Consider the following 24,492-nt stretch of genomic DNA (forward strand, 5'->3'; position numbering starts at 1 on the left):
TTTTTGGTGTTCATGTTGTCTATAATAAATAGCGTGAGCGTTAAACTTATAGAGAATGACTAGCGATTAACTAAAGAGTCACTTTTACTTATGCATGAATCCTTGACAATTGCATTGCTTCAAGCGAGAGAAACTGCGATGGGTTTTTTTCGCCCTATTTTGAAGAGCTATAATTTAACTGAGCAGCAATGGCGTATTATTCGTGTACTTGCGAGTAGCCGCTCTATTGATTTTCACGATTTAGCTTGTCTCACTTGTATATTACGTCCAAGCCTAACCGGCATTTTGACACGTATGGAGCGTGACGGACTTATCTTCCGCCTTAAACCTATGAATGATCAGCGTAAGCTGTATGTTTCTTTGACTCCGGCTGGCCAGGAACTCTATGAGCAAGCAAGAGGGCAGATTGCAGAGGGTTATATGGCGATTGAAAATGCCTTTTCCCCCGAAAAATTGGGCCAACTTTTAGGGTTATTGGATGAATTTATTGCTATCGGCAATCCCTCTCAACAAAATTTGGACGAAGAACGCTAACTATAGATTGAATGTTTATTAATGTATTAATTAGTTAATTCACCAGGAAATCAAACCGAGTATCAAGTAAAGTAAAAAGGCCGCCGTAATGAATTGCATAAGGGTAATAATGCAGTATATTGCGGCGGCTTTTCTGTTTTTTATCAGAAATATTAGAGAGAATAGTTTAAGAATACAGGTAAGTTTTTAGTAGAAAAATTGAAGTATTTCCCGTCACCATGACAGATGATTTTTTACCCCGTGCATCTATCCAACTCTTTATAATCCGTAATTGATCAATACCCAAAATGCAGTTCCTGTTATTTTAATGAACAAACCTTGATTAAATAGCGCGCTGTTTAATCCGTGGTGAAACGGACAAATAGCACAAAACAGCAGAGCTATGGTGGATACTCTCAAGTAAGATTGGCTTTCTAAGCAGTGGATTATCAATAAAAATCTGGTCGACAAAGTGGCAGTTCCTCATCCAGCGATAACCGATGTAAGGAAGCTAATATGATATTCAATGAAGTTAACGAATCGAGTGTTTTGAAAGATAAACGTGTTGTGGTAACAGGCGGAGGACGTGATTTTGGGCAAGCGGTTTCGGTCTGGTTAGCACGGGAAGGCGCCCATGTTGACCTCTGTGCCCGCCAATTAGCCAGTGCAGAAGCAACATGTGAGCTTATTCGCCGTGAAGGTGGCATAGCCAGAGGTTATCAATGTGATATGAGTGATGCCCAATCCGTTAGCCATTTTGCCGCCCAATTACTGCAAGACAACCTGCCTATCGATATCCTGATCTTAAGCGCTGCCCAATGGCTGGAAGGGCATTTGGGGGAAGGTGACAGTGATGCCGATATCGTCAGTACGGTGAATTCAGGTATAACGGGTTCTATCCTGTTGACCAAAGCATTATTGCCGAGTTTGCGCCGATCACCAGGTGCCGATATTGTTGCTATGGTCTCGGTTTGTGGTATTCCTCAATTTACCGAATCTGTCGCTCATCCGGCATTCTTCGCCGCCAAACATGCCATGAGTGGCTTTAGCCAGAATTTAGCCCACCACTTAAGTAAAGAAAATATTCGCGTAACTGGGCTTTATCCCCCTGATTTTGAGCTTAATGGTTTTGATGAGGTTCTGGATAATCAGAAAAAAATGGGCGAGCAAATGCTTAATGGCCGGTCAGTATGGGAAACCCTCCGGTTTGTCATCACGCAACCCCGTAGTTGCCATATCAAAGCGATTTATTTCCAGGGACCCACTTTTCAGGATGTTGAATAAATCGAAGTAAATAAACAGTGGTCATGTACCGTTTGATGCGGTAATAATTTGGCGTGACTTGTCTGCCTGCTTAGCATAATCGTCACGCCATTGTTTACCCGATTGTTAATTTAACTTGCTTCTTTCAATGAATCGTAGTGATTGATACCCAAATATTCCAGCTCCCCATTTGGCAACCAGCGTACCTGCTCGCCAGTAGGGTAGAGCCATTTATGATGGGTAGATTGGACAAACGGGTTGGCAATAAGCGGGTTTTTTGCCAATACGGATTGCCCCAAATATTTATTGTCCAATTCTGATCCAGATAGATAAAGTTCGCCCTTGACTCCCATTGGCACCATGTGTAATCGTTCATTTAGCACATAGGTCTGGATACCTGATATTTCAGCCGCTTGTGATTGCCCGATTGCCTGTTGATAATGTTTCCGTATTAGATCAATCACCAGAGAGTCGTGTCGTTCTGATCCTGTGTCACCTGATTGTTGTGGACTCCCGTATTCCAGTAATGTCTGTGCCTGATCAGGCGTTAATAAAGGGAATTGTAATATTGGCGTTTCGGGATAGGTCAGGGCATTCACCAACAATTGCTGGAATTGTTCACCTAACGCTTTAATTTGTTTGGCATGGAAAAGGTTGGGATGATAACGGATGCGAAAAGCCCAATGATCCTTTTCCAGATGATATTCCAGTATCCATTCTGTATGGGCTAAATCATTATTGAAACGATGGCCATGGGTGACTTCACATCCGTCTAATTCCAGACTGATATCCTTAAAACTGGCTTGATTAATACCCACATTGAGCTTATCTACAACATGGATGGGGGCAGCCTGAAATAGAGGTAAACTTGAAAAGCGCAGATCCGGTTGAGCCTTCAATGATGCACTATAGTTCAACGTAGCCTGATAGAGAGAATTAAAACTATCCGTTTCATTAAAACGAAAGGGAAAAATAACCGCATTAATTTGGGCACCAAGTGAAACAGATGCCCCGCCAGCGATTGCAACGGGATAGATAAAGTGAGCTTTACCCGTTCCAGTATATTGAGCCACTAATGTTGCCCACAACGTTTTAAACACCAGAAAAGGCTTATTAGGGAGTAAAAAGCGGGAGAGATCCTGCCAATCGGCTAATAGCAAGTTGAAACGAAATTCATGGGATAATTCAGGCTCCCCTATCGCTTGTGGAGACAAATAGGGCAATGGGTTGGTGTTAGTCACATCTGATAGGCATTTCTCCCAGTATTGTTCGGGGTTATATTGGCCTAATAATTTTAAAAGCTGGCGATCTTGTTCAAATTTCTCTGCTACTTGTTGCAGCGTCATGGGGGAATGACGCAGAGGACGTTGGTTGTACAGATCAGACATATTGTGGATAAATTCCTCTATACCCTGGCCATCACCGATAATATGATGCAATACAATCAATAAATGAAATTGTTGTTTTGCCTCTTTGATTAAACCAAATCGAACTAATGGCCCTTTGATGAGATCAAATGGCTGTAGGGCAAACTGATCCAATTGTTCTTCATTATTAGAAAGAACGGTGAAATTAATATCATCTGAGCCAAATTTCCAATATAAATCACCCTCTTCTTCTTCAACCCGATATTTAAGTAAAGGATAAATATTAAGGAATTCCTGTAGTGCCAGTTTTAATCTGTTTTCATCCAAATTGCCCTTAATAATCTGTTCTACAATAATATTGTAGGTGGATGAGTGGGGTTCGAGAACCCATGATTTCCAAAAGAAATGAATAAATGGAGAAGCCAGAATCTTATCCATGTGAATACTCCGTTATGATCCTAATTTATATTCAAAATAGCTTGAAATCTGTTTTTCAAGCATACTCAGTCTGTATTTTGTTAGATGGAAAAAACAGTGAGTCAAATCCATCCCAACAATTAAATTAATAGCGAGTAAATAATTAATGATTTAAGAATTCACTTGCTGATATTAAATGTCATTACTATGACATTCTATAAACTAATAATCGCTTGATTATTTTGTTTGGCAAGGAAGGGGCTTTTTGGTTAGTACATCGACTGATGATAATTTTATTCATTGATGCAGTGATATCATTATTAAGCTATTTGTTTGAAAAGGATACCCGTAGATTGGCGATGATTAAAGATTATTTTAAATAAACCTATATCTATAAAATATTAAGAACTGAGATTTTAGTGGTAGTGATTTAATCATCGCGCCGGGCGTGATCAATATGTCCTACGATCACGCTCTGTGCTTATCGGGTCTATCTGGTTTATTCTCCCTGCCGATATGCCAGTGCTACCGCCAAAGATTGTACCAAACATAAAGTTGCAGATTGAGAGCGGAACGCATCAACTTGTGCTTCCTTCACCACAAAACAAATATCGCTGAGATTTGCAAGCGGACTAATTTGGCTGTCAGTAACCACAATTTGCTTCGCACCAGCCTGTGCTGCCTTTTTACTGACCATCACCGTTTCTTCGGCATACGGCGTAAAACTGATTGATACCACAACATCTTTAGGGCCAATCATATTCATCTGCTCGCGGAACATCCCCCCTAAGCCATCGATTAACCGCGGGCGGCATTCCAGGTGGCTGAGGGCATAAGCTAGATAGGAGGCAACATTGAAAGAGCGGCGCAGGCCGATAATATAAATATTGTCGGCACTTGCCAGTAAGTTCACCGCCTTGGTTAAATCCTCTGCGGGCGTACGGGCTGCGAGTTGCTGCATGGCTTGAGCGTTGGAATGGGCAAACGCCTGCAAAATATGTTGAGGATCTTCTATCTGATGATCGCTATCCAGCTCCTTGAACAGCCGCGCCCGATCAGTATAGCTGGCGGTTTCTTCCACCAGATTCATGCGAAACAGTTGTTTCATTTCATTGAACCCACTGAAATTAAAGGCATTGGCGAAGCGAATCAAGGTGGAAGGTGGAACATCGGCCTCTTTGGCAATAACGGCAACAGTGTCAAATGCGACACTATTCGTGTTATCCAATACATACCTTGCAACTTGTTGTAATCGTTTGCTTAATTCACCATAACGGGATTGGACTTGTTCTTGAAGTTCATTCAAATTAGATGCAGCAGACATCATGCCCCCAGAAAGAAATAGTCATGAAATTGAATTCATTCATCCTCTGGCAAGTATGCTTGAGGCAAGTGAAGATGCTCGCAAGTTGCCACGGTGTAATGAATGTAATTGCATAAAAATAGCGTGTTGATCACATTAATTAAAGCGCATTTCAAATTCAATTGAAAATGAAATATATATTTCATATATGTGTAACACCGTGAACCAACACGGGCAGTTCAATAACAACTTACTGGTTCAATCTTAATTGAATTTAGGTCATTGAATTTAGAGAGGCTCAGAATGGAACAGATTAAAAACTTTATTGGCGGGCAACTCGTTGATAGTCAAAGTGATCGCATTTCACTCGTTTTCAATCCCGCTACAGGGCAGGCGATTCGAAAGGTTGCCTTGAGTATGGTTCATGAGACTGAGCATGCTATTGAATCTGCCCATCTGGCCTTTAAAGAGTGGTCAAAAACCTCGCCCCTGAAACGCGCCCGTATCTTGTTCAAATTCAAATCATTACTTGAAGAAAACCAAGACAGATTAGCCAGGTTGATTTCTGAAGAACATGGGAAAATCTATTCCGATGCCGTGGGGGAATTAACCCGTGGCCTTGAAGTGGTCGAATTTGCCTGTGGAATACCTCATTTACAAAAAGGGGAACACTCTGCCAATGTCGGGGCAGGCGTTGATAGCTACTCCCTGATGCAACCCTTAGGCGTTTGTGCCGGCATCACGCCGTTTAACTTTCCTGCCATGGTGCCAATGTGGATGTTTCCTATTGCGGTGGCGACGGGAAATACCTTTGTCCTGAAACCTTCTGAAAAAGATCCCTCCCTTTCGATTGAATTAGCGAAATTATTGCAACAAGCCGGTTTACCGGATGGGGTGTTTAATGTTGTGCAAGGAGATAAAGAAGCGGTCGATGTACTGTTAACCGATCCTCACATTCAGGCCGTGAGTTTTGTCGGTTCAACCCCGGTTGCGGAATATGTTTATGCCACTGCATCAGCGCATGGTAAACGTTGTCAGGCATTGGGGGGAGCGAAGAACCACAGTGTCTTGATGCCGGATGCGGATATAAAGATGGCCGCAAGTGCCATCACGGGGGCGGCATTTGGTGCGGCAGGGGAACGCTGCATGGCCTTGTCTGTTGTACTGGCGGTTGGGGATGAAATTGCAGACACACTGGTAGAGAAACTCCAGCAGCAAATTGCTCAAATGTCGGTGGGTTCTGGTATTGACCAGGAAATGAGTATCACCAATGGAAAAGAAAACGACATGGGGCCGGTGATTTCTCAGCAGCACAAGGAAAAAATTTGTGGCTATATTTGTAGTGGGATAGAGCAAGGGGCGAAATTGCTGATTGATGGGCGAGGCCATCAGGTCGCTGGCTATGAAAACGGCTATTTTGTGGGACCCACACTGTTTGATTATGTCACGCCAGACATGAAAATCTATAAAGAAGAGATCTTCGGCCCTGTGCTTGTCATTGTCCGCGTACCGGATTATGACACTGCATTGAAATTGATTAATCAACATGAATATGGCAATGGTGCGGCCATTTTTACCCGTGATGGTGAAACCGCCCGCCAATTCAGTGAAGATGTCCAAGCCGGTATGGTTGGTGTGAATATTCCCATCCCAGTACCGATGGCATTCCATAGCTTCGGTGGCTGGAAGCGCTCCATTTTTGGGCCGCTGAATGTACATGGCAATGATGGTGTTCGCTTCTATACTCGTATGAAAACCGTCACCAGCCGCTGGCCTGCCAGTGTGCGTTTGGAACATCACGATAGTCATTTTGTGATGCCAACGATGGAGTAGTGATTTCATGAAAAACAGTTCAATGAATACCAAGCAAATGACGATGGCTCAGGCCTTGGTCAAATTTCTTAACCAGCAATATATCAACGTTGATGGGGAAGAGTATCCCTTTATTCGAGGCGTATTCACGCTATTTGGTCATGGTAATGTGGTGGGATTAGGGCAGGCATTGGAGCAGGACGCGGGGCATCTGCGTGTGTATCAAGGCTGTAATGAGCAGGGAATGGCCCATATTGCAACGGGGTTTGCCAAACAGAAAAAACGTCGGCAAATTTTTGCCGTCACCTCTTCTGTTGGGCCTGGGGCAGCGAATATGGTGACGGCTGCGGCCACGGCAACGGCGAATCGCATTCCATTACTGTTATTACCGGGAGATACTTTTGCCTGCCGTCAGCCTGACCCCGTTTTACAGCAGGTGGAACAGTATGGCGATGGCACTATCAGTACCAATGATTGCTTCCGTCCGGTGTCCCGTTACTGGGATCGCATTTCGCGGCCAGAGCAATTAATGACAGCCATGATCCAAGCCATGCGAGTATTGACGGCACCGGCAGATACGGGGGCTGTCACGATCGGTCTTCCGCAAGATGTGCAGGGAGAGACATGGGATTATCCCGATTACTTCTTCCAGAAACGCGTTCACCACATTGAGCGCCGCCCGGCTTCCCAGGTACGTATCCAAGCGGCAATTGCACTGATCCAGCGTAAGAAAAAACCGTTATTAATTTGTGGTGGTGGCGTACGTTATTCCGAAGCTCATGAGGCTTTCCGTCATTTTGCTGAAACCTTCAATCTCCCCTTTACTGAAACCCAGGCGGGAAAAAGTGCCATTGTGGCAGCCCATCCGCTAAATTGTGGCGGTATTGGCACGACCGGTTGTTTAGCAGCGAATCGGCTGGCTAGGGAAGCGGATTTAATTATTGGCGTTGGTACGCGTTTTACCGATTTTACGACAGCGTCAAAGTCACTGTTCCAGCACCCAGAAGTGGAATTCCTGACCATCAATGTAGCGGAATTTGACGCCTGTAAACTGGATGCCGTCGGCGTCGTGGCGGATGCCAGAGAAGGGCTAAATGCCATTGCACAGGAACTGTCAAAAACAGCATGGTGTTCAGAATGGCGGCAAGAAATTGCTCAGGCGAAGGCCGACTGGCAGCAGGAATTAGAACGATTATTTTCCATTCAATATCAGGCCGGATTCAAGCCAGAGATCGCGGGGCATTTGGATGAAAAACTGGAAGAATACAGCGAAACGCTGCAAACCACGCTGACCCAAACGCGTGTGCTTGGCTTGATGGATCAGTATTTGGAACCCAACGCGATTATTGTGGGATCTGCGGGTTCTCTGCCGGGAGATTTACAGCGCATCTGGCAACCGAAAGTGCCTGATACCTATCACCTTGAATATGGCTATTCCTGTATGGGATATGAAATTGCCGCATCGTTGGGGGCCAAACTCGCTTGTCCTGAACAGCCGGTTTACGCCATGGTGGGTGATGGTTCATACCTGATGTTGAACAGCGAATTACAAACGGCTATTCAGGAAAACATTAAGATCACCGTATTGCTGTTTGATAATGCAGGATTTGGTTGCATCAATAACTTGCAGATGAGCCAAGGTATAGGAAGTCTTGCCACCGAAAATCGTTATCGCAACCCAAAAAGTGGCAAGTTAGACGGTGCCTTAATACCGGTGGATTTTGCCAAGAATGCGGAAAGCTATGGTTGCAAAAGCTATCGGGTGCATAATGAACAACAATTGATTGCAGCGCTGCTGGATGCACAGAAGCAGCCAGGTGCGACGTTGATCGATATAAAAGTACTGCCTAAGACGATGACGCATGATTATGAATCATGGTGGAGAACAGGAACCGCGCAGGTGGCTGATAACCCAGAAATTACGGCATCAGCGGAAAACATCAGGCAATACGTGAAGAAAAAAGTGCGTCAGTATTAACCGATGCTGGGTATCATTGATCAGAATTGAGCGCAAAACCCTCACGTCTATACACGGTGATTTCTGTTCACAGCCTGTGTTCAAACTATCTGCCAGCCAATACACCGCGAGCTTATTGGTTCAATAGGATTGCCGTTTTTTCTTACCGCAAAAAAATAGTTTTGCCAATTTTCTATCAGTTTTGAAAATATTAAATTTTAAGACAATAAAAATAAATTATTTCATATCATTAACTTTATTATATGGATCTATCATCATATTTTAATGAAGAATGGAAGACTAAAAAACGATTCAAAATTATATACCAATCCAACTTCAAGTTGCAGTTTGCAAGCCAATGAGAGTGCTTATATTTCCCCGCTACGCGGGGAGATATAAGACGCATCTTGAAAGGCGACTGGTATAGGACACTTTCTTACTCTTCGTGCTGAGAGGAGTAAGGGATTTTCATAAATTATGATGAAAAGGGATTGAGCGTTTTAATTTTTGAAACATTGTCCCGACAAAAAATCGATAATTTATCGAATATCTGCTATCTACATTTGTCATAGCAACTTCTTGTTGGTGATATCAAGTTTGGTAACGATCAGATTATCACTGACGATACGACCCCACTTCTTATCCCTATGATTAACCCGACCTTGCTCATGAAACATGGAAGAAATTCGTTATGCCGGCCATGGCCGGCAAGATACACCCCGGATGAAAGTTATATGAGCCAGCTCTAAAAAATAAAATTTTCAAATAAAACGAAATTGAAATAAATATTTTATTTGATATGTTTTCCTTCACACCAAGAGCCGATACCAAGGTATCAAGGAGCATTTATGTTCAATATTGCATTATTTGGCGCGGGGCGAATAGGGCAGGTTCACGCCGTTAACATTGCCAACCATAAAGAAACATGCCTCTATTCTGTAGTAGATCCACACCCGACAAATGCGAAGGCGCTGGCTCATCAATATCAGGCCAAAATACAGACCGGCGAAGAAGCGATGTCTGATCCTGGTGTACATGGTGTTCTGATTGCATCATCAACGGATACTCATGCCGATCTGATAGAGTTGGCAGCCCGACACAATAAAGTGATTTTTTGTGAAAAGCCGGTTCACCTTGATCTTGAACGGGTTCGTCAGTGCCTGGCTACGGTAAAGGTGTGTCAGGTTCCCTTGTTTGTCGGGTTTAATCGCCGCTACGATCCACAATTTCGTCAGCTGAAAAACCTGTTTGATGCAGGGACGGTTGGCAAAGCGGAATCCCTGCTTATTATCTCCCGCGATCCTTCCCCCCCACCCGCAGAATATGTGCGTGTATCGGGTGGTCTGTTTCGGGATATGACCATTCATGATCTGGACATGGCACGTTTTATCATTGGTGAAGAACCCTGTGCTATTTATGCACAGGGAAGTCATCTTGTTGACCCTGCTATAGGTACGGCTGGCGATATCGATACTGCGTTTATTGTCATGAAATTCCCATCGGGGGCAATGGCGACCATCACTAACAGTCGCCGTTCTGGCTATGGGTATGATCAGCGATTGGAACTGCACGGCGAGAAGGGACTTTTGAGTGCCGGAAATATAAAGGAAAACAGTGTGGAGTTCTGGGGAGAAAACGGTTGTACCACGGCCAAGCCAGAGTATTTCTTCTTGCAACGTTATCGTGACGCATACATTGCGGAATGGAGCCATTTTGTTGATGTCATGGCGGGCAGGGTAATGCCTGAAACGAGTGGTATTGATGGAGAACGGGCTTTATATCTCGCAGATAAGGCGCTCGAATCCTTGCAATCTGGTCAGGAAATAAAACTGTAACGATAAGATTCAAATCACACACGTTAAGATCAGAAGCGATGTGAGTGAAAACAGGTAACCGAAGTAAGGAGGCATGTCACCAATTAAGCCACCCATTGAACGATGAAGAAATATAAACGTTTCGTCATTTCCACAGAATAAGGGCAGGGGAATTGTTTTCAATGGTTTATTTTTAGAAACCATTTTTCTTGTCTGCCCATTACTGCCTGATAACAGCTAATCAGGGTGGAGGATATATGTCAGCTTTTCTTTCTTTTATTGGCTTTACCTTATTGGTAGCCGGATTTGCTTATTACAAAACGCGAAACAAACACTTAAGTGATTCAACCGAAGGTTATTTTCTTGGTGGACGCTCCTTGACCGGAATATATATCGGCAGTTCCATGTTACTCATGAATCTGTCTACAGAACATTTGGTCGGCTTGAATGGATTAGCGTTCAGAACCGGATTTATTGTCATGGCCTGGGAAGTCATTGCGGCTTTGACTATTGTCCTTTTTGCTGTTTACTTCTTGCCAAGATATCTAAAATTAGGCATTTCGACCATTCCAGAATATCTTGAACGGCGGTTTGATAAAAATACTTTGCTGATTACATCATTCCTATTTTTGGCAATGTATGTGATCTCATTATTACCTATTGTTTTGTATACAGGCGCTATTGCCCTGGAAAGTCTGTTTCAGGTTTCTCATGTTTTTCAGATCGATAAAACCACGGCACTCTGGATTATGGTTTGGGGCGTAGGTGGATTGGGGGCGATTTACGCAATCTTTGGTGGGATCAAAGCGATTGCGGTTGCCGATACCGTTAATGGGGTTGGCCTGATTGTAGGCGGCTTGATGGTAACGGTGTTTGCCCTGTTGTACGTGGGCGATGGCAGTGTATGGAAAGGCTTAACTGATGTCTATCAGGCTCACCCAGAGAAATTCAATTCCATCGGTAGTGAAGATTCACTGGTTCCATTCTCGACCCTGTTCACAGGGCTGCTCGTTTCCAACATGTTCTTTTGGTGTACCAATCAATCCATTGTGCAGAAATCATTGAGTGCCAAGAATCTGGCACAAGGGCAAAAAGGCGTCATGCTGTGTGCCTTATTTAAGCTCATCATTCCTTCTATTATTATCTTACCAGGGGTAATTGCATTCCATATTTTCAACGGGCAAATGGATAATCCAGATAATGCCTACCCTGCGTTAGTGCAATTAGTCTTGCCCAAAGTTCTGGTTGGTTTCTTTGCGGCGGTGGTTGTCGGCGCTGTATTCTCGACGTTTAGTGGTGGGTTAAACTCTTCCGTGACACTCTTTACCGTTAATATCTATAAGCTACGGATCAACCCGAATGCGACTGAAACGCAAGCTGTAGCGGTTGGCAAATATTTGGGGTTAGGGCTTGCACTGGCAACGATGATTATTGCTCCATTTGTCGCTAATGCGCCCGAAGGCTTGTTTTACCTGATCCAGCAGTTGCAGGGGATCTTCAATGCCCCGATCCTCAGCGTGGTTTTGGTTGGGCTGATGACAAAACGTGTTCCCCCGATTGCGGCAAAACTGGGATTGTTGTTTGGTGTGTCGGCTTACATCATTTGTAACTTTATCTTGAACATCAATATTCACTTCTTCCATCTGGTTGGCATTCTGTTTGTCCTGAATATCATCTTGATGTTGACGATAGGGTATTTTTTCCCTGCCGAATCTTATCAAGAAGTCTATACAAAACAAGTGGATATTACCCCTTGGTCAATGGTGAAACCGGTGGGGTGGCTAATTACGCTGGTTGTTGTTTCCATGTATGTTTTTCTGGCCGAAAATGCGCCAGCTTATGTGATGGTGCTCTACTATATATTTGCAGCCTGCATATTAGGTTATGTTTTCTACCAGATAGGTAGGGTGTTATTTAAACGGCCAGCAAAGAGTTAACCGAAGCTAATGACATAAAGAATTCAGCAAAATACCGTATCCGGTAAGAGGTGAATCAATGGAGCAGCATAAAACGTGGGATGTTATCTGCATGGGACGTATCGCGGTTGATCTGTATGGTCAGCAAATTGGTTCCCGTCTGGAAGACATGGGAAGTTTTTCAAAGTACTTAGGCGGATCTTCGGGAAATGTTGCCTACGGGACAGCGCGACAGGGATTAAAATCTTCCATGCTGGCAAGGGTGGGTGATGAACACATGGGGCGCTTTTTGCGTGAAGAATTGGAGCGGGTTGGTTGTGATACCAGCCATTTAATCACCGACAAAGAGCGGCTGACGGCTTTAGTCATCCTCGGCATTAAAGATAACGCAACTTTCCCGCTGATCTTTTACCGCGATAATTGTGCTGATATGGCGATCACCCCAGATGATTTCAGCGAAGACTATATTGCATCTGCCCGTTGTCTGGCTATTACCGGAACTCATCTTTCCCATCCGCAAACGCGTGATGCTGTTTTGACTGCACTGGCTTATGCCCGCCGTAATGGAGTCAACACTGTCATTGATATCGATTATCGTCCGGTATTGTGGGGGTTAACTTCACTGGGTGACGGTGAAACTCGCTATATCGCCTCAGCGCAAGTCACGGCTCAATTACAGGAAGTACTCTCCCAGTTTGACTTAATTGTGGGAACCGAAGAAGAGTTTCATATTGCTGGTGGCTCTACCGATACGCTCGAAGCCTTGCGTCGAATACGCGCGCTCACGACTGCCACATTGGTTTGCAAGCGTGGCGCATTAGGCTGTTCGGTATTTACTGCCAATATTCCCGATACCTTAGATGAGGGGATCACCGTACAGGGCGTTAAGGTAGACATTCTGAACGTTTTAGGGGCGGGGGATGCCTTTATGTCCGGTCTATTGCGTGGTTACCTGAATAATGAAAGTTGGGAGCAGGCTTGTACTTATGCCAATGCTTGTGGGGCCTTGGTTGTTTCCCGCCACGGATGTGCTCCCGCCATGCCAGATAAAACAGAGTTGGATGACTATCTAATGCGGGCAACGGAAGTACCACGCCCTGATTTAGACCCACATCTCAACCACCTGCATCGGGTTGGCAGCCGTCACAAACAATGGAATGAATTATGTGTCATGGCATTTGACCATCGTCTCCAATTTATGGAAATGGCGCGCAAGGTCAATGCTGGCTTCGATCGAATTCCACAACTGAAAAAACTTCTGTTCCGCGCGAGTCAGGAAGTCAGCACAGAAGCTCATTTGACCGGAAAAACGGGAATATTGTGTGACAGTCGCTTCGGTCAAGACGTACTGAACGCCGCAACGGGAAAAGGGTTGTGGATTGCTCGCCCGATTGAACTGCCAGGCTCCCGACCGCTTTGTCTCGAACATGGTGATATTGGCTCCCAATTAATCAGTTGGCCGCAAGAACATATCGTGAAATGTTTAGTATTCTTTCATCCAGAAGATAATCATCCATTGCGTCTGCAACAGGAAAAAACGGTGCAAGAAGTTTATGCGGCCTGCTGTCAATCTGGTCATGAATTATTGCTTGAGGTTATTTTGCCAGCAGACATGCCCCATTCTGATGCGTTTTATCTGCGTGCACTCCAGCGTTTTTACAATATTGGTATTAAACCAGACTGGTGGAAATTGCCACCCATGCAATCTGCAACCTGGGATCACATTTCTGTATTAATTGAACAGCGTGATCCCCATTGCCGTGGGGTGGTGATCCTTGGCCTTGATGCCCCTGAAGCAATTTTAAAAGCCAGTTTCAATGCGGCAGCCGGTAAATCCATTGTCAAAGGTTTTGCTGTTGGACGAACGCTCTTCGGACAGCCGTCACTGCAATGGCTGGCGGGAGAAATTGATGAGGAACGGTTTATCCAGAAAGTCAAAACTAACTATCACAATCTAATTAACGACTGGCGTCAGCGTGGATAGCAAAGTCAATAAATCACAAAACTAATAGAACATCACTTTTTCACCTTACAGGAGAACCCTCATGGCTGTTCAACTTGGCATCAACCCCCTGACATGGACCAATGATGATTTGCCGTCCTTAGGGGCAGAAATACCGTTGGAAACCTGCCTGACAGAAGGGCGACAAGCGGGATTTGCGGGTTTTGAACTGGGCAATAAATTTCCTCGTCAGCCACAAACTTTAGGCCCCATTTTGGCCGCCCATGATTTGAAATTGGTATCTGGTTGGTATTCCGGTGGACTGCTGGCGCACAGTGTTGAAGAAGAGATTGCCGCAGTTCAACCCCATTTGACCTTATTGCGTGAGTTAAGGGCGACGGTGATGGTGTTTGCCGAAGTAACGTATTGCATTCATGGTGATCAGGAGAAACCCGTGCATCTTCGTCCACGGTTTCCGGCGGAGCGTTGGAAGGAGTATGGTGAAAAACTGACAGCATTTGCCCGTTATACGCAGTCACAAGGTGTACAGATTGCCTATCACCATCATATGGGTACGGTGATTGAAAGTGCCGAAGATATCGATAACCTGATGGAAAATACCGGTGAAGAAGTGGGGTTATTATTGGATACCGGACACCTGACTTTTGCGGGGGATGATCCTGTGGCGGTGGCAAGACGTTGGTGCGGGCGTATTAATCATGTGCATTGCAAAGACATTCGCCTGGAGGTGTTAAAAGACGTTAAAAACCGTAAAACCAGTTTCCTTGATGCGGTATTGAGTGGCGTGTTTACCGTGCCCGGAGCGGGTTGTATCGATTATCCGGCCATTTTTGCAATCTTAAAAGCGAATGGCTATAACGGTTGGTTGGTGGTTGAAGCAGAGCAAGATCCCGCCGTTGCCCATCCACTGACTTATGCCACGATGGGATATCGCAACTTGCATCAATTTGCCAAAGAAGCGGGATTGATTTAAACGCACAAATTGGGAGGAAGTGAAATGTCTAAGCTACTGTCAAAATATCACTTACCGGATCAGGACAAGCGAACGCAACATATTACGCCGAAAACAGCAAACTGGGAGTATGTTCATTTTGCTGTTTATGAACTGGGGGCGGGGGAAACCATCACCTTACCCGCCTCAGAAAATGAGACGTGTCTGGTACTCGTGGCCGGAAAAGCGACGGTCGTCACGGCTGGGCAACAATTTGAGAAAATCGGGGAGCGCATGGATCCCTTTGAGCGTAAAAAGCCTTATGCCGTCTATGTTGCACCCAATGAAACGATGGAAATCGTTGCCGAAACGCAACTTGAATTGGCGGTATGTCAGGCGAAAGGAAAAGGCCGCTATCCCACCCGCCTGATAACCCCGCGAGATATTGGGGCTGAACAGCGTGGTCATGGCAATAACCGACGCTATGTCCATAACATTCTGCCGGATGACCAAGCCGCGGACAGCCTGCTGGTTGTTGAGGTCTATACCGATGAAGGGTGTACCAGCTCCTATCCTAGCCATAAACACGACACTGACAACGAACCGCTAGAAACCTATTTGGAAGAGACCTATTACCATCGCCTGAATCCATCACAGGGTTTTTGTGTCCAGCGCGTCTATACTGACGACCGCTCGTTGGATGAAACCGTGGCGGTTTATAACAAGGATGTGGTGATGGTGCCAAAAGGATATCACCCCGTGGCGACGATTGCCGGTTATGACAGCTACTACCTAAATGTCATGGCTGGCCCAACACGTAAGTGGTTATTTAAATGGGAAAAAGATCATCAATGGGTCAATGGCAAAGAATATGCAGAAAAACATGCTATTGCTCCCCATTTGGGGAGCAAATCATAGGGGCATGATGCTAACTGCGTTTATAAGCTAACTTAAATAGCCCATAAGCTAAGCTCGCTAGCAATAATGAGTTGATGGCCGGAACTCCCCAGTTTGTCCCCAGGGCAACCACGCTGCCGATAACACTGGCAATAATGGCAGCCCAGCCGATAGTTGGTGTTTCATGCGGAAGCCTGCCTTGTTGCCGGCTCTCATCTAACGCTTTGCGATGGGAACGCAGGAGATAGTAATCAACCAACATAATCCCAATAATGGGCGGAAAAATAACCCCTAACACAGTCAGGAAATCAACAAACCGTTCCAGTATCCCCAGAATAGAAAGTAGCGTTCCAAATATTCCAATGACGATAGCCGTTGGGGGATACCGAAGTTTTTTGCCAGTGATGCCTTCTACTGCGTTGATAATGCCTAGTGATGAAGAGTACAGGTTCAAATCGTTGACCCTCAATGTTGAGAAAACGACAACCAGAAGCCCTGCCCCTCCTGCGGCTTGCGACATAATAGTGACAACATCTGAGGTGTTCAGGGCTTTTGCAATCAGAATGGCCAGGCCATTAATCACGAATTCTCCCGCAATAATGGTCAGTAAGGTGATCCCCAAAACATGCTTACCGGATTTGGTGTAGCGAGTCAGATCAGGGGTCATTAAGCTGGCAACAATCGCACCTCCCACGACAATCGTGATACCCGCACTAATGGATAAGGTATTACCAGAATGGGATAATTTGATCATTTCATGCAACGGTTGACCAGTACTGTCGGATAGCACGGTGATGGAAATATAAGCAACCAGCAAAATAAACAGGGGAACAGCGATCCTGGCGGTAAACCGTAATGCTTTAAAGCCAAAGGCGACCAGTGTTGTCAACAAAGCACCGGAAAGTGCCGCAGCCCAGCCAAATCCGAGTTTATGGCCGGAAGCAAAATTAAGGGAATGGGCAAAAATAGCATTTTGGATACCAAACCAGCCTAATAAGCTGATAGCAACAACCAGGCCAATGAATACTGATCCTATACGACCAAAACCGCACCACCGAGCGAGCAGGCTGCCGGATAATCCTTCACGCATCCCCGCAAAACCTAGCCCGAACGTGACAATGCCAAAGATTAGGCTGCCGACGAAAATGGTAATAAAGGCATCGCTCAGAGCCATAGCGTCACCGAGCACAGCCCCAAGCATAAATTGATCCAATGCCGTTAACATACCCATATGGACGATAGCCACGCTGAATAGTGATACACGCTGTGTTTGTGGCACTCGGCTCAATGGGGCGTTTTCAATTTTTGATACTACCACCATAATTTTGATTTCATTAGAGAAACAGGACCCCTTTCTCAATTAGGCGCTCTGGAATATAGCTGTCCAATTGCAGATGCCTGCAAAATTCCTCAAATTGCTGGATAGAATGAACATTAGCTTTTTGATAGATGTTATAAACCCTATTTTCTACCGTTTTGTGGCTAACGTTGTATATTTGGGCAATCTCCTTATTTGAGCGTCTTTGCAGCATTAAGAAGATGATATCCAGTTCACTGCGGGTAAATAGATTTGTGGTCGCTTCTGTCGTCAATATGCTGGGTTTATGGCGGTTAATGTATTTTAAAGGAGAGAAGCTACTCAGTGGTTTGGCATTCCAAACGATCCCGATGCACTCTTTTTCATCGTTATACACGGGAAATTTTTCACTGATAAAAGGCGCCAAACTGTTTTTTCCATACCAATAATGTGTTTCGATAATGGAAACTCTATCTTTTGATTCCTCGGTTCTTCGGTCGTGCTCTTTGAGGTCTTGTGAAAATTGGTCGTCAGACCAATCAGTTGGAAATTCACAATCTAACTTACCTTCAACGTCAAAGTCTTCTGGTGTGTTGGTGTAAAGATAAGCCGCTTTATTCATATAGATATGCCTGGATTCCAAATCCTTAATACCCCAAGGATCGCTGAGATGTTCCATCATGGCAATTAGCCCCTTTAAATAGGGTTCATTATTTTTATAGGATAAACTCATCTCAATCTCATATAATTTATAATTGTAGATTATTAGTTGAAAATAATAACGTTTGTATTTATTTTCCCACTTGCATTGATTTTATATCCATCAAAGTTAATTTCCCAAGATAATTGATAATTTGGAATTTAAAAATATTAACATAAGTCATATCCCCTCTATTTTTGTCTGCTTTTATGCGGTTTTCTATCCATTTTTCTATTTTATTAAAATATAATTTATTAAAATGATATTTTCTATGTAAAATAATTTTATTATATCATTAAATAATTCTATCTAAAAAGTAACTGCTACCATTTTTATTGTTTGATGGCAAGAGTGTTTTTCACTCTTTCGCGTATTGATAATAAATGTTTAACCTAAAAGATCATATAAATTAGATTGTTATATATTTTTCTAGGCATCAGTATGCATAAAAAACAAAAAATGGAATACCTGAGAAAAAATTTGCAGTATTTGCTTGATTCCAGAGGAGAAACAAGAGTATCGCTCTGCGATCGTACAGGACTTAACCGTACAACCCTCTATAATATCTTAGATGGCAGGGTTAAAAGTGTTCACTCTTCCACCATACAGAAAGTCTCCAATTTCTTTGGCATATCATATGGTGAAATAGAATCAACGGATATTGCAGAAAAGGAGCGCTTGGACGGGATCGTCTCTTATGAAGGCAACATGAATCCCTGTGCTGTTCCATTATTCATGCAATCTGAATGCATGACTCCCGAATTTTTGGACGGTAAGATAGGTTCTCTGATTATTGAAAGGCAACTGACTTATTATTTTGGCACTGGCCCTAATATTGTTGCCATTTTAATTGAGTGCGATTTTTCAGATAAATATAGTTCAGGGGATTTATTAATAATAAAAAGAGGGAATTATCAAAATAACAAGCCAAAACTCTGTTTCGATCTAAAACAGAAACAGTTTCATAGAAATGAATCTAATAGAGAGAATTTGGATAATTGGATAGTGATTGGAGATATCATGGAAGAACGTTTCGGATATAGGAAAAAAATATAAATTATTAGGGTTTAATAATTAGAATAATACAATTCATGTTTATTGGTTGAATTTTTTTGGTCAATAACCATTTTATTTACAAGGTAAATGATATTTCTGTTTTTATTTTTCGATTGAAAGCACCTATGTTTTTCAATGAGATATTTCATTTAATATCAATTGATTATTGTGTTTTTGTCGATTTTTATTTGTGAGTCATTAAATAATGATATAGCCATATTCATCATTAAAATCAACATTTGTATCTTTATGTGTTGATTTTTACATTTGTCTGATGTATTAATTTCATTATCAAAACATAGATTGAAATTTGTATTTTGTCTGTATGTTAGATTAGGGCCGCAAGTCTCCTTTTAGACAGAATATTTTTTTAATTATAATTTTACTCGCCCGCACCAGGGCAATATTATTTCGCGTGCTAAACTTATTTTTTTGCACTTATTATAGTCACCAGCCTTTTAGTCGGAGATCTCTAACTAATAGGCTGGAACTATTCTCAAGCCAATATATCGCAAGCTAACATAGCAATAACTTGTAAGATATAAAGTAGGGTCTTTTACGCCAGAAGCAGATAAATGTCAGTAACAGCTTCGGCTTCAGTCACTGTTGGGAACCATTTTACTCGTTCAAAAAATAGCGGAAAATCCCGGACTTCTTGGTTGTGCTCCGATAACCAATTTGTGTACAAGTAATTGACTATGGGAGTGATTCCATCATCTGAGCCAATGTATCTAATATGAGCACATTTCCCTGATGGAATGGTTTTTAATATGATTTTTGCATTATTAACTTCAAATTTTGGTGAAACCTCGACACACAAGTCAAACTGATACTCTTTCGGATCAATGTTTGTGGGATCTGCATAAACAAGATTAAAAGTTCGGTGGCGATCTGGGGATAATTTATGATTTATTCTCCATTCCTTGAACGTCCTAATTGTATTACCGATCTTTGATGGTGAGCCTTTGTGCTCCATAACGGCCACGGTGGTTTCTGGAAAATTGACGGTTTTTACATCAACAAAAGATAATTTCTCATTCATCATTTTAGTCCTAATCTCATTTATGATTTGGTAGTGTCTGTACCAGACAGCCCAATCAGGTTTTTTCCTGAACTCAATAGGACTCTGACCAACTGAACTTTTGAACGCCCTTGAGAATGCTTCAGGACTTTCATATCCACATATAAGCGCAATATCTATTACTGAACTATCGTTATATGCCAGCTCATAAATAGCTCTCTTTAATCGAATTTGCCTGATATATGCAGCAACACCGATACCATAAGTCGCGGAAAACAATCGGTGAAAGTGATACTTAGAGCAAGCTGCAATACGACTCAAATTCTCTCCGTTCATATGTGTATCAATATTTTCATCAATGTAATGGAGAAGGGCGTTCAATCGTTGTTTAATCATAGTCATATATCTAACCTATCGGGTACAAGGAGATGTTATATAACCTCCTTGATTAGGGCATGATAATTATTGCTGACTTGTCCTTTTCATTCATTTCCCTGCCAATATCGTTGCGATGGTTCATTTATTGGGTTAATCCCGCATTCCCATCATTATTCATGTTTGGCTGTAATGTTTCGTGCAAATGAAGCCAGACAGGTGTCCCTGCTTGAAGGTTAAAGATAGCGGTTGACCAGCGCACTGTGGTTGCTTTGTCGGGTTCGGTCTGCTGTTCACGATATAAAATCACAGCCCCATTTTCCCACTCCCCCAAGACAGACAACGAATCCACGGCAATATGTAATCCTGGACGGCTTGCGTGTTGAGCAACAAAAAAACGGCTTAACGATTCATGATCAAGCATCGCGCCGGTTATCGTGATCATTGAATAATCCCGGCTGAAACGGTCAAGGAGTGTCTGCACATCTCCTTCGCCTTTGCCAAGCCAGTTCTCAATGGCAACATGAGCCGCCAACACTTCATTAATATACTGGTTCATTAGCTCTCCTCTTCTGATAAAAGATTAAGTTTTACATTTCGGTTATTGATGCTCAAGCTGAGCAGGAGTGGAATCAGAGCACCGGCTGCTGCGGTATAAAATGTCCACATATACGCTTGTTGCAGTGAAAGGTGGCGGGTAAGCAGATTGAGTTGTAGGCTCAACAGTGCGACACCAAAGCAGAAGCTAAGCTGGCGGTTTATGTTCCACAATGCACTTGCTTCAGGCATGGCTGTGGTTGATATATCAAGGAAAGCACTACTCTGGGCGGTACTGCTACATAGACTCCCGCCCATCCCCATCAGTGCAAAAGCCGCCACCAATAGGGAGTTTTGCCCGTCATGGGTCACCATCGAAAGTAATAAAATGCCGATCGCTTGTAGCAGACAACCGGTCATGATGAGTGGCCTTGGACCCAAACGGTTAAATGTTTTGCCTGTAACCGTGATCGCCAGAAATGAAGACAGCGCCCAGGGGATCATTAGTGCTCCTGTTCCAGCGGCAGACATACCGAGAAATGTTTGTAGATAAATGACGCCAACCAGACTTACCCCCATAAACAGGCCAGGCACGAACTGATAAACCAGCATTGAGAAACGCATCAACGGATCAGAAAGGAGGTGAAAGCTGAAAAGTGGTGCAGGATGCCGATTACTGCGAATAATGAAAAAGGCCAGCAAAATGATACCTGATAAGAGAAATATCGCGCCTTTTGCAGTGTCTCCTGCCTCACTTATTTTTGTCATTCCGAGTAAGATAAGAAACAGGCCAGCACATCCAATGACAAGACCTGAGAGGTCGAGTGTTTTATTTGTCTCAGACGAGATCCCATCCTGTAACCATATGAAAGCCAGCACCAGTGTCAGCAAAGTGGGAGGCAGGCTGACAAAAAACACCCAGCGCCAATTGAAGGTTTGGACTAACACGCCCCCCAAAGCAGGGGATAGGGCAGGAGCCAGTAGCGCGACCAGCATAATTGCAGATGACAGTTTAGCGCGTTCATGTTTTGCATAAAGTTGCCATGTCAACGCCTGGCCAACGGGTATTAACAGTCCACCGCCAATGCCCTGCACGACTCGATAGAAAACCAGTTCCTCAAGTGAAGATGCAAATCCAGATGCCGCCGTTCCCAGTGCGAATAAGGCCAACGAAAGTAAAAATACCCGCCGGGCACCTACACGCTGTGTTAACCACGCACTGAGAGGGATAATAAGCGTGAGTCCACATAGGTAGCCACTACTGATCCATGCCAATTCTGCTACAGAAGCCTGCATTTCCTTACCTATCGTGGGATAAGCAACATTGGAGATAAACATATTGACTAAGTCGAGGAAAAAGCCAAGAAGGTAAACGACGGCGACTTTACTACGATAATTCATACTTTCTTCCCGGTTAAAAATGAACAATATAATTTCAGTAATGGGAAGGATAAAGCACCACCCCAGTGATACACTGTCAAAAAATATTTGACAGTAAGCAGAAAATTTATGCTCAACTTACAGCGTGTAGCAATGTTTGTGGCTGTTGTCGAAGCGGGGAGTTTCACATTAGCAGCCACCACGCTCAGGCAAACGAAAGCCGTGGTGAGTTTTAATATCCGGCAACTGGAGGCGGAGCTTGGTGTGTCGTTATTACTACGTACTACCCGACGTCTGGCACTGACGCAAGCGGGGGAGGCTTTTTATCTGCGTTGTGTCCATCTTCTGAAAGAAACGGAAGACATTGTGAACGATGTACAATTCAGTCACCGAGGATTTGGTGGGGAACTGCGGATCACCAGCACACCAGAATATGGCACGACAATGCTCATTCCCGCCTTAGTCGCATTCGGGCAGGCGCACCCAGAGTTGAGTATTTGCCACGTTTCGTCTTCCTATCATGCCGATCTCATTTCAGGGCACTTCGACGTTGCCATTCGTCTTGGTAAACTGGCTGATTCCAGTTATCACGCCGCGCTAATAGACAACTTTTCGATACTTCCCGTGGCCGCGCCGAAATGGATTAAAAATAACCCGATAAATTCGCTTAACACATTGGGTAAGGCGGAATGGGTTATTCATACTCGTCTCCAGTCCCCCTTACGCTGGCAAGTCACGGGGCCGGGGTCGCAAAAGATCGATTTTTCCATCACTGGCCCCGTCAGGTTCTCAACTGATAGTGCTTCTGCGTTGATGAGTTTTATACTGGAAGGCTGTGGTGTTGCGCTGCTACCGGAGTGGCTTGTCCGACCCGCTCTGGCAAGCGGGGAATTGCAGCACTTGCTACCCGATTACCATTTCCCTTCGCAGGGCGTGTACGCGGTTTACCCCAACACTCGTCACATCCCCGCTAAGGTACGTGCTCTGATTGATTTTCTTCAAAAACAACAACAGGTTAATTAAATGGAAAATCTGTACCAGAAACTGAATATTCTGCGTAAAGTTGATAACTTCTTAATGGCTCATCAGCCCAATAACTGCACAGGTATTAAGCGATTTATTTTAGAGTTTCTTTTCTTTGGATTGATTAATGCACGCTCGTGCCTATTTGCGGGTTTCTTTTTTTTGGCTTTATTTTTGGTTCCAGCAAAAGGCATCGTGGGCATACCGCGTTATGATGTACTATTAGTATTTGCGGTGACCTTCCAAACATTACTCATCTGGTTAAAACTCGAAACATGGGATGAATTGAAAGCGATCTGCGTCTTTCACTTAGTCGGTTTTATCATGGAGCTATTTAAGACATCCGCATCTATTAGTTCATGGCAATATCCTGATGCTGCGTTTACCAAGCTTTGGGGCGTCCCACTCTTTACCGGTTTTATGTATGCAGCCGTGGGAAGCTACATTATACAGTCATGGCGCTTTTTTAAGGTACGCATTGAACATTACCCACCGTATTGGATGGCAACACTGGTGGCACTGGCAATTTATATCAATTTCTTTAGTCATCATTATATTGGCGATTATCGCTGGTACTTAACCGCTTTTATTTTCGGTTTGTATGCACGTGGTACTGTTTTTTATACGCCGTTGGATAGAGAACGCAGGATGCCACTATTACTTGCTTTTATATTGATTGGCTTTTTTATTTGGTTGGCGGAAAACTTCGGTACTTTCTTTGGGATCTGGCAATACCCGAATCAATTAGGTGCTTGGTCTGTTGTTCATGCAGGAAAATGGGGGGCATGGTCATTATTGGTGGTTGTCACCTTTACGATTGTCGTTCACCTTAAACATATCAAAACGAATGTGGCAATTGCCCGTTAATTTAGTCACGCTATTTCCTTACTCCTCGCGCCGTGAGGAGTAAGGCTCTGTTTTGTTAGTTTTTTTGATAGAAAAAACCTGCG

General features: G+C 43.8%; 19 protein-coding genes. 12 read left to right on the forward strand and 7 right to left on the reverse strand.

Features of this window, described 5'->3' with window-relative positions:
• The first annotated feature begins 90 nt into the window (after nucleotides 1-90).
• Nucleotides 91-534 (forward strand): homoprotocatechuate degradation operon regulator HpaR, encoded by a 444-nt coding sequence (gene hpaR / locus Xkoz_RS14635; RefSeq protein WP_099142867.1) that lies wholly within the window; start codon nucleotides 91-93, stop codon nucleotides 532-534.
• Between the two features lie 495 nt (nucleotides 535-1,029).
• The gene (locus Xkoz_RS14640) at nucleotides 1,030-1,797 is read left to right on the forward strand and encodes an SDR family oxidoreductase (RefSeq protein ID WP_099142868.1); all 768 of its coding nucleotides are present in this window, start codon (nucleotides 1,030-1,032) and stop codon (nucleotides 1,795-1,797) included.
• 110 nt (nucleotides 1,798-1,907) lie between these two features.
• On the opposite strand, the gene Xkoz_RS14645 is transcribed toward Xkoz_RS14640, so the two are convergent.
• Nucleotides 1,908-3,581, reverse strand: a complete 1,674-nt coding sequence (locus Xkoz_RS14645) for a condensation domain-containing protein (RefSeq protein ID WP_099142869.1) — start codon at nucleotides 3,579-3,581, stop codon at nucleotides 1,908-1,910.
• A gap of 478 nt (nucleotides 3,582-4,059) precedes the next feature.
• Complete coding sequence (locus Xkoz_RS14650; RefSeq protein ID WP_099142870.1) at nucleotides 4,060-4,884, reverse strand: MurR/RpiR family transcriptional regulator; 825 nt, start codon at nucleotides 4,882-4,884, stop codon at nucleotides 4,060-4,062.
• Nucleotides 4,885-5,166: 282 nt separating this feature from the next.
• On the opposite strand from Xkoz_RS14650, the gene Xkoz_RS14655 reads away from it, so the two are divergent.
• The 7 genes from Xkoz_RS14655 to iolB all read left to right on the forward strand — a co-directional run bounded on the left by Xkoz_RS14655 (nucleotide 5,167) and on the right by iolB (nucleotide 16,174).
• Entirely contained in the window at nucleotides 5,167-6,696 is a 1,530-nt protein-coding gene (locus Xkoz_RS14655; protein ID WP_099142871.1) for a CoA-acylating methylmalonate-semialdehyde dehydrogenase, read from the forward strand.
• Nucleotides 6,697-6,718: 22 nt separating this feature from the next.
• Complete coding sequence (gene iolD / locus Xkoz_RS14660; protein ID WP_208615272.1) at nucleotides 6,719-8,653, forward strand: 3D-(3,5/4)-trihydroxycyclohexane-1,2-dione acylhydrolase (decyclizing); 1,935 nt, start codon at nucleotides 6,719-6,721, stop codon at nucleotides 8,651-8,653.
• A gap of 827 nt (nucleotides 8,654-9,480) precedes the next feature.
• Entirely contained in the window at nucleotides 9,481-10,467 is a 987-nt protein-coding gene (iolG, locus tag Xkoz_RS14665) for an inositol 2-dehydrogenase (RefSeq protein WP_099142873.1), read from the forward strand.
• A 236-nt stretch (nucleotides 10,468-10,703) separates the two neighbouring features.
• A complete protein-coding gene (locus tag Xkoz_RS14670) occupies nucleotides 10,704-12,383 on the forward strand; it encodes a solute:sodium symporter family transporter (RefSeq protein WP_099142874.1) in 1,680 nt (559 codons plus the stop codon).
• A 58-nt stretch (nucleotides 12,384-12,441) separates the two neighbouring features.
• Nucleotides 12,442-14,346, forward strand: coding sequence for a bifunctional 5-dehydro-2-deoxygluconokinase/5-dehydro-2-deoxyphosphogluconate aldolase (locus Xkoz_RS14675; RefSeq protein WP_099142875.1), 1,905 nt, complete (start codon nucleotides 12,442-12,444; stop codon nucleotides 14,344-14,346).
• A 61-nt stretch (nucleotides 14,347-14,407) separates the two neighbouring features.
• The gene (gene iolE / locus Xkoz_RS14680) at nucleotides 14,408-15,298 is read left to right on the forward strand and encodes a myo-inosose-2 dehydratase (RefSeq protein ID WP_099142876.1); all 891 of its coding nucleotides are present in this window, start codon (nucleotides 14,408-14,410) and stop codon (nucleotides 15,296-15,298) included.
• Nucleotides 15,299-15,322: 24 nt separating this feature from the next.
• Nucleotides 15,323-16,174, forward strand: a complete 852-nt coding sequence (gene iolB / locus Xkoz_RS14685) for a 5-deoxy-glucuronate isomerase (protein WP_099142877.1) — start codon at nucleotides 15,323-15,325, stop codon at nucleotides 16,172-16,174.
• Between the two features lie 10 nt (nucleotides 16,175-16,184).
• Here iolB and Xkoz_RS14690 read toward each other — a convergent pair whose 3' ends face one another.
• On the reverse strand, nucleotides 16,185-17,474 hold the full coding sequence (locus tag Xkoz_RS14690; protein ID WP_099142878.1) for a cytosine permease: 1,290 nt from the start codon (nucleotides 17,472-17,474) through the stop codon (nucleotides 16,185-16,187).
• A 13-nt stretch (nucleotides 17,475-17,487) separates the two neighbouring features.
• The gene (locus Xkoz_RS14695) at nucleotides 17,488-18,183 is read right to left on the reverse strand and encodes a helix-turn-helix transcriptional regulator (protein ID WP_099142879.1); all 696 of its coding nucleotides are present in this window, start codon (nucleotides 18,181-18,183) and stop codon (nucleotides 17,488-17,490) included.
• A gap of 408 nt (nucleotides 18,184-18,591) precedes the next feature.
• Between Xkoz_RS14695 and Xkoz_RS14700 the strand changes: the two genes are divergently transcribed.
• Entirely contained in the window at nucleotides 18,592-19,206 is a 615-nt protein-coding gene (locus tag Xkoz_RS14700; RefSeq protein ID WP_099142880.1) for a helix-turn-helix domain-containing protein, read from the forward strand.
• Nucleotides 19,207-19,762: 556 nt separating this feature from the next.
• Here the strand turns inward: Xkoz_RS14700 and Xkoz_RS14705 are convergent.
• The 3 genes from Xkoz_RS14705 to Xkoz_RS14715 form a co-directional block, all read right to left on the reverse strand.
• On the reverse strand, nucleotides 19,763-20,629 hold the full coding sequence (locus Xkoz_RS14705; RefSeq protein WP_099142881.1) for an AraC family transcriptional regulator: 867 nt from the start codon (nucleotides 20,627-20,629) through the stop codon (nucleotides 19,763-19,765).
• A 118-nt stretch (nucleotides 20,630-20,747) separates the two neighbouring features.
• A complete protein-coding gene (locus Xkoz_RS14710; RefSeq protein ID WP_099142882.1) occupies nucleotides 20,748-21,161 on the reverse strand; it encodes a DUF4440 domain-containing protein in 414 nt (137 codons plus the stop codon).
• Nucleotides 21,161-22,540, reverse strand: a complete 1,380-nt coding sequence (locus tag Xkoz_RS14715) for an MFS transporter (protein WP_099142883.1) — start codon at nucleotides 22,538-22,540, stop codon at nucleotides 21,161-21,163. The genes Xkoz_RS14710 and Xkoz_RS14715 overlap by 1 nt, the downstream gene beginning before the upstream one ends.
• A 108-nt stretch (nucleotides 22,541-22,648) precedes the next feature.
• On the opposite strand from Xkoz_RS14715, the gene Xkoz_RS14720 reads away from it, so the two are divergent.
• Together Xkoz_RS14720 and Xkoz_RS14725 are read left to right on the forward strand one after the other, a co-directional pair.
• Nucleotides 22,649-23,542, forward strand: a complete 894-nt coding sequence (locus tag Xkoz_RS14720; RefSeq protein ID WP_099142884.1) for a LysR family transcriptional regulator — start codon at nucleotides 22,649-22,651, stop codon at nucleotides 23,540-23,542.
• Nucleotides 23,543-24,409 (forward strand): DUF817 domain-containing protein, encoded by an 867-nt coding sequence (locus Xkoz_RS14725; RefSeq protein WP_099142885.1) that lies wholly within the window; start codon nucleotides 23,543-23,545, stop codon nucleotides 24,407-24,409.
• The last annotated feature ends 83 nt before the right edge of the window (nucleotides 24,410-24,492 follow it).

Origin of the sequence: Xenorhabdus kozodoii (genome assembly GCF_002632875.1) — a bacterium.
Lineage (GTDB): Bacteria > Pseudomonadota > Gammaproteobacteria > Enterobacterales > Enterobacteriaceae > Xenorhabdus > Xenorhabdus kozodoii.